We start from the raw sequence: 242 nt of genomic DNA on the forward strand, positions 1-242 counted from the left end.
GTTATATCCTGCCTGCCGAAATCTGGGAAATTATTGCCAAGACTCCGATTGGTGCAGGGGATGAAATTCAGCTGACAGACGCCATTGATATGCTGATGGAAAAGCAGCAGGTTAATGCGTTCCACATGACAGGTAAGAGTCATGATTGCGGCAGTAAGCTGGGTTATATGCAGGCATTCGTCGAATACGGCTTACGCCACCCTGTGCTCGGGAAAGATTTCGCGGCTTATCTGAAAACGCTG

1 pseudogene is annotated in these 242 nt (G+C 48.8%); it reads left to right on the plus strand.

The annotated features are described in order from the left end of the window. Nucleotides 1-242 (plus strand): annotated as a pseudogene (locus R0J87_RS23930) (UTP--glucose-1-phosphate uridylyltransferase); the annotation flags it as partial.

Origin of the sequence: Halomonas sp. SIMBA_159 (genome assembly GCF_046536035.1) — a bacterium.
GTDB lineage: Bacteria > Pseudomonadota > Gammaproteobacteria > Pseudomonadales > Halomonadaceae > Vreelandella > Vreelandella venusta_A.